Source organism: Methylotetracoccus oryzae (genome assembly GCF_006175985.1).
Taxonomy (GTDB): domain Bacteria; phylum Pseudomonadota; class Gammaproteobacteria; order Methylococcales; family Methylococcaceae; genus Methylotetracoccus; species Methylotetracoccus oryzae.
Genome location: NZ_SRSH01000037.1, coordinates 1 through 6570, shown reverse-complemented (window position 1 = coordinate 6570; position 6570 = coordinate 1). Strand labels below are relative to the sequence as shown.

3 protein-coding genes are annotated in these 6570 nt (G+C 59.5%); all 3 read right to left on the bottom strand.

Features of this window, described 5'->3' with window-relative positions:
- Positions 1–123: 123 nt before the first annotated feature.
- Genes BWR02_RS20680 through BWR02_RS20670 form a run of 3 tightly spaced genes read right to left on the bottom strand, consistent with a single transcriptional unit; the run spans position 124 to position 6205 of the window.
- On the bottom strand, positions 124–3216 hold the full coding sequence (locus BWR02_RS20680; protein WP_139559807.1) for a DEAD/DEAH box helicase: 3093 nt from the start codon (positions 3214–3216) through the stop codon (positions 124–126).
- A gap of 2 nt (positions 3217–3218) precedes the next feature.
- Positions 3219–5009 carry a phospholipase D family protein gene (locus BWR02_RS20675; protein WP_139559806.1) on the bottom strand — a complete coding sequence of 597 codons (1791 nt, stop codon included), beginning with the start codon at positions 5007–5009 and terminating at the stop codon, positions 3219–3221.
- A gap of 2 nt (positions 5010–5011) precedes the next feature.
- Entirely contained in the window at positions 5012–6205 is a 1194-nt protein-coding gene (locus BWR02_RS20670; RefSeq protein ID WP_139559805.1) for a DUF6361 family protein, read from the bottom strand.
- Positions 6206–6570 lie beyond the last annotated feature (365 nt).

The following is a 6570-nucleotide window of genomic DNA, read 5'->3' as shown; positions in this document are numbered from 1 at the left end:
CAACACACCATGACAGAGCACAGCGTCGGGATGGACCCATTACCCGGACTGACTGCAGACTGAAGAACTCATCTGAGCCGGAGTTCGCCCCCGAAAATTACACCACCTTGACGGACGCTACCGTCACCCCAAGTTGCTCAGATGCGCCAACAGGTCCTCCTGCCGGGGTTGTCCAAACACCAAACGGTAGAGGGCGAGGCCGCGTTTCAGCTTCGCCAGCCTTGCCGAATCACGGGACAGAGGCAACAGCGGGACCCGTCGCTCTACGCACGCGCCGTTCTCGGTTTCGAATAACCAGAAGGCCTGAAGGTCATTGCCTGTCACGTCGCGCGCTCTGGTAAACATGATCTGCCAGGGATCCGCCCATTCCTGCCAGGAGTCCCGCAGGACCCTGCGGCCCATGGCAGCGGCCACGTTTTTCCGGACCGCATGTCCTTTGTAGCGGTGAACCCGTCCCTCGCGTTGTTCGAGGTCCACTGGATTGGATGGGAGGTTCCAATGCATCACGGCATGGCACCAGAGATGGAAATCCAGACCCTCCTGACCCACGGATGTGGAAGCCAATACGAATGGCCGAAATGGGGAATTGAAGGCCGCCCGCACGACCTCCGTCCGGGCTTCCCCCTGTTCATCCTTCATGTCGCCAAAGCGGAGAGCAAATCGGCAACGCAGCTTGAAGGATTCCGAATGGACTTTGCCCAGTTTCGGCCTAGGCCTCAATTCGTCAAAAGTTAGTTGGGAGGTCCTAATCGACAAGCTGTCCCGAAGCTCGGCGCCAATGCTTTCGACCCGCTGTGAAGCCGGAGCAGCGGCGACACCGAGTGACTCCTTTAGGACGTGCACCTGCTCGTCCAAGAGGGCACCGAGATTACCTTGTAACCCGTGTTCAAGCGCCAACAGCCAATACCGCTCAGAGTGCCCTTCTCCTCGAAGGACGGCGATCGACTCCCGCAAATTGAATAAAGTTCGGAAGCCAGACCCCACGGCCGCGGCTGCCTTTAGCAGGGCAAGGTCGTCCCACGCCAGGTCCGGTGAAGATCGCCGGAGGGAACGGCTCGCACAAATCGCGGGCCCCGCCAGAACAAGTCGAGCCAGAACGGTTGCGAGGTCATCCGGAGGACGCCCCAGTTCAAACGATGCCGGATCATTGAAGGCACGCAGGAATTGCTCCACATGTTCACGGAAGGCCGAGCCCTCCTCGTCGGCGTTCGTCAACCGGTCGTCGCCCCAGTCTGAAAGCCAGGTTTGCACCTGGGGAAACCCGCCTCGGTCCAGCAGAGCGGGAGCGATCCAGTACCAGCGTTCATCGATCCGCCCCACGTCGTCAATGCCCGAGATGTGTGGCGCCAGCCATTCGCGCACCGTTGCGGTGACCTGGGCTTCCACCTCTTCCAGACTGGGCAGCGACTCGGCAGCAAGCGACAACGAAACCGGGTCCACCAGAGATGCCAGCGTCGGTGACGGATAAAGGAGCAGCAACGCCGGCATACCGGTCAACCGGCCATCCCGCTCTCGCGAAAAACGCAGCAGCGGTTTGACCCTGTCATACAGAGTGGAATGCGCGATTGAGGTATCGAATTCGGTCACCGCGCGCCGCTCGGCCTCATACGAGCAGAGGGAAGCGATGGCATCCGGTACGACATTCCAGGCCGAGAACACCAGAGATTTAGTGACATCGCCCACACGCTCGAACGGGCCCTCGGGGCGCCAGTTGGGCAACGAGGGCGGCATCCAAAGGATCTTCCAGAGTCCCTGCTCCAGCGTGTCATTGAACAGGACCCGGAGCCGCGCGTTGGCGGGATCGATGGCTTGGTATCGCTCGAAATAATCCCGGCGCAGGAGACATCCGCGATGCTCGTGCAGGAACGATGCGAAATCGGCCAACTGCTCTGCGGCCAACCCCTCGATCCGCCTCCGCAGGTCGTAGCCCTTCATGGTGTTGATGGCGTAGGGTACTGATTTCCAGTATTCCACCGCATCGTGGGCACCCACCTTGATGGATGCTCCGTCCAGCAGCCGAGCATGCATCAGGTCGTGGGGCAGCAACCGGGCGGCTCGCGCCGGCTCGGATAGCATCGCGTCTTGACGAACTGTCCGTCCCACGCGCTCGGTTCGACACATGACGGTTTGGAGCCGATGGCGCAAGGTGTCACGGGCTTGCTGGATGTGGTCCGCTTGGTTCGGAGAATTCAGGTTGAGCAATCCGCGTCTGAACGCTTCGATCTCGCGCTTGAGGGACTCCACCGCCGCGTCACTGCCCAGGAGGAAGCGCAGAGTCTTGATGAAATCCGGGTAGTGGTCGTCATCCTGCTCATGGTCTAGGGACAACATCTTGTAGGGCGTCGCCGAGAGCAGCATGACCCGAACCTTCGGATAGTTGAATAGCTCCTGAGCCAGATCGGCCGTTGGGTCATCGTCCCGCAGCAAATTGCGAAATCGCTGAAACTCATCGAGGATGACAAGATCAGGCTCGAGAGCATGTAGGCAAACCCTGGCGAGCCGTTGGCGGAGGTGACCGATGAGGTCGTAACGGCTAACGTTGTCGTCTTGGGGAACATTGGCGCGGTACCGGTGGAAGCGCGCACAGACATCATCGATACGCGCTGTCAGTTCAAGGTCGCCTCCAACTTCCTTGACGAAGTTGGCCTGGAGGTCGGCATCCACAGCATCCCCATTGAACCACTGGTGGGCCGCGCTTTCCCACCCGTCACGCCCGGCAGGGCCCTGCAGCATGTGCAAGAGGCCTTTCTTGTCGAAGCCGCTTTTCTGCAACATTCGGAATAGTAGAACCCGCTCCGACATCAACCCGGAACGCGACTTGAGGTCGAAGGTTGTGCCCGGTGTAAAGCTCACGAAATTCACGGAGCTCTTGCGGAGACTCTTCACCTGGGTCGGCAGCAGGGTAAGCCGACTCGCCAGGGCAAAGCCTCCCTCGCCTCGTACATTAAGTCGGGCGACGTTCTGGTGGGCGATGGCTGCATTCGAACACACATAGATGAAATCGACTCGATCGACCCGGTCCTGCAGGTGCTCCAGGGTTTTGGCGATCACGCCGGCCGCGACCAGCGTTTTGCCGAGCCCGACCTCATCGGCGACCAGGAATCGCTTCGTGGCTGGCTCATCCAGAAAGAGCCGCCGGAAAACGTAGTCCACGGTCCGGCGCTGAAAATCCTTGAGGCCGTGGAGGGTGGATTCGGCTGAAAAGCGTCCCGTCATCCTTAATTCGCCATGGCCTGTTCAAAAGTAATCCAGAGCGCGTCGAAATCAGATGGGATGATCGACCCGTTCTCGTCATTTTCATTGCGAAGCCTTTCGACGACCCGCTGTACATCTTTGAGGCGAGCCGGTTCGCGTGACCAGGCCCGAACTAGATCTTCCAATAGCGATTCAGTGCCGGGCGCACCTGGCTGCCAACTGCCGGTGCCGTTTCGGATTCCCTCATTGCCCGGAGCCAGATTTAAGCCCAGGCCTCCAAGCAAGAGCTGTAGATAGCGAAAAAAGCCCTCGCGGTTACGCACGATTCGCCGCAGGATGGCGGCGTCGCGGTCATCGGGCAGGCCAACAACCTCGAGGTTCAGCGCAAACCGCCGCGCCTGCTCGCCGCAGCACAGTTCAAAACCAATCAATCCCGTAATATCCGCCGCATCGACAACGCCTAGGACAACTTCCGCGCCCGTCGCAAGCGCGACGACATCAATACCTCTCTCGGGTTGTAATGAGAGTGGCCAGGCACGGGCAGTGACATTGCCCAATGCCACCCCAGCCGCTGGCACCAATTGCAGGTTCCAGTTCCCCGCTCCATCGGGGGCGCAATGAACAGAAAGGCTCGCACTGGCAAGGGTACGTTGACAGGTTTCCAACGCCAACTCAGCGTCAGCCCTGGCCGCGTCCTCCGGTGTGGGCGGTGTTTGGGGAGAGAAATCTGCAAGCAATCCGCCAAATCCGTCGGTACTCAGGAGATCATCGATATGGCCCACTTGGCTTCGACGGCCCGAGAGCTCGGCCATGATCTCGACGTTCAAGCCCTGGACCATGGCCGCACTCGTCGCGTTGGCAGACCCCAGGAACAAGTGGGTGTACCAACCCCGCCGAAGCACGATCGCCTTGGCGTGAAGACCGATAGCGTGCGGGGTCTCGGGTTCTTCTCCATCTTCGGTTTCGGCGGCATCGTCGAGGACGAGACAACGTTCAAAAGCCCCGCGTGCGTCTGCGGGGAGTGCGGCAAGAGTTTCCGGGCGAGACACCAAAGCCACGGAACGCTTTTTTCCCTGTCGGAGTTGAGCAAGCGCCTCCGGAGTCAAAAACGGAGAGATAACCGCTATCTCATCAGCAGGGCCCGGGTCCAAGCGACTGCGCCGCAAGCCAAGCACATGGAACTGCAAGTCTTCCCAGGCTCCGGGCAATTCCCACGCTACCCGGCGCACCTCATCTGCCAGTTGCTCAACCTGTTCGCGGCGTGCAGTAGATAGTTCCCGAACTGCCCAGGACGGGAGCGCTTTGATCAGTTCTCCAAAAGGACGGTATTTCTTTGTGTAACTCCCACGAAGAGTGCCTTCAAGCACCAGCGACAGATCCCACGAGCGGTCGAAGGTCAGGTTACGGGACAGAATGCCGAGCCGCAGCATTACGGGCTCGGTACCTTCGGGGTGAGAAAATCTCAGCAACCAGATCTTGGGATGGAAAGCGCCGCCTTGAGGTGCGCGAACCTCAACAATGGTGTTCTCCAGTAGGGCAAATAGCGCGTTGGCTTGCCCAGGCACATGCATCCGTCCTCGATCAGCGAATACCGTGAATCGCTCCGTCACGCGCCGCAGAGCTTCAAGGAGGCGAATCGGATCGGTGAGTACATCTCCGCTGCCATAGCTAGCAAGCCAGGCCAGATGCACGGGTACTCCAAGTAAGGTGAGCGGGTCCAGGCTGTAGGTTGTTGCAAGACCGGTGTCGAATAGCATCCCTGGCGGAGGGGTGACTAAGGAACTGAGCAGACTACGCTGATTTGGGTCGAGCATGTTTAGCCCCCTCCCAGTGCTGGCAGGAGGTCGCCGAGGAAGCGGCGAGCCGTCGGCCATCGATAAACCAGACGCCCAACACCGGAACTCCCACCCCATTGGGCGAGCGCGCCGCGGTTCATGAAACGGGAGCGGGGGCCCTTGAGGTTTTGTTCCCGCTCCCGGATCAGGCGCCGCCCTTCGGCGTCATCGGCGACGTTACTGTTCATCACCCGCACCCGTTCAATCCACGCCTCCACGAACCGGCGTGTCTGGTGGGTGATCGCATGGCCATGGCCCACCGTCTTCTCCCACAACTCCGGCAGTGACCAATTACGGACATCATTGATATCGCGACGTCGCTGCCATTCGATTAAATCATTCCGATGCCCAGCGGCGAGGCCCTCATCATCGCGAAGCTCCGCCAACATTAGGTTGTAGAGCCGCGCAGCGCCTTCGACCACGTCCGTCAACAAACTCGCATGCTTCAGCAGTTCGCGAGCCGATGCGGGAAAATCCTCAACTTGATGATGCAGCCACGGCTCTGGTGTCGTGTCCTCCCGTCCGTTCAAGGCAAGCCAGGCCAGAAGTGAGCCCTCGCAGCGTTGGACGATACAGTCGCGGAGGAAACTGGCTTCCTCTTGGGTGAGGTTAAGGGTTAGCGTCGCCGGAAAGTCAGCCGGTGGGGAAGGCAGGCGGGGATGCCATGACTGGGGTGACGGGCCCGCCTCGGTGTCATCATCGTCGCGCTGACGGGATCTCACCCGACATTCATACAGTAGGTCGATGGCACGGTAATAGTCACTCTGGGAGCCTGGGTAGCGGCGGATGCCCCATTCGCCAAGACCAGCCCAATAAACCGAACTGGGGAGGCGCTTTAGGTCGCTTCCGGCCTGGGCGCCGAATACGCCCATCTCCTGGTTCTCAAGAAGCGGTTTAACGATGGCTAATTCGGCTTTCCTGGCCTGAGCCTCGAAGGTATTGGCCGGGACGCGTCGCTGTTCCAGGTCTTGGTATATCCAGGGGACAACCAGCATGTACCGGAGCCGAGTTTGAATCGTGGATGTACCCGGAAAGAGTTGATCGGCAATCGCATCGCGCAGGCCACCGATGCCGAGTTCGTCGCGGCTTTCCTTTTCGCGGAACAGCGCCAGAATCCGGAGGCTGCGGTCGCGTGCCGCTGAATCGTGATCGAGCCAAGTTAGCGAAGACGACACGTTTACACCCCCAATGCAACGCTGTACTGATCAGAAAAAATCAGAGAGAAATTGACATCGACACGTGGCAAGGCTTCTTTGAGCTTCTCAGTTAACCGCGGTTCTGGTTAGGCGCATGTCGGCTGCTTTTAGCTTGGCATCCATGGCTTTATAGAAAGCGAGCGGTGATCAAGCGACTCAAGTTGTCGACTGATTCAGCTCCCCCGGAAATGGCCGCATCGCGACATCCTGCTCATCAACCGCCCCCCGGCGTCAGAATAGTTGTCGCCTCTAATGTTCCGAGTGAAAGGAGATTAGAGGATCATGAGCATGATGAAAGCAACGTATTCCGAGGGCTTCAAAGAGCAGGCGCTGAAGAAGGTCTT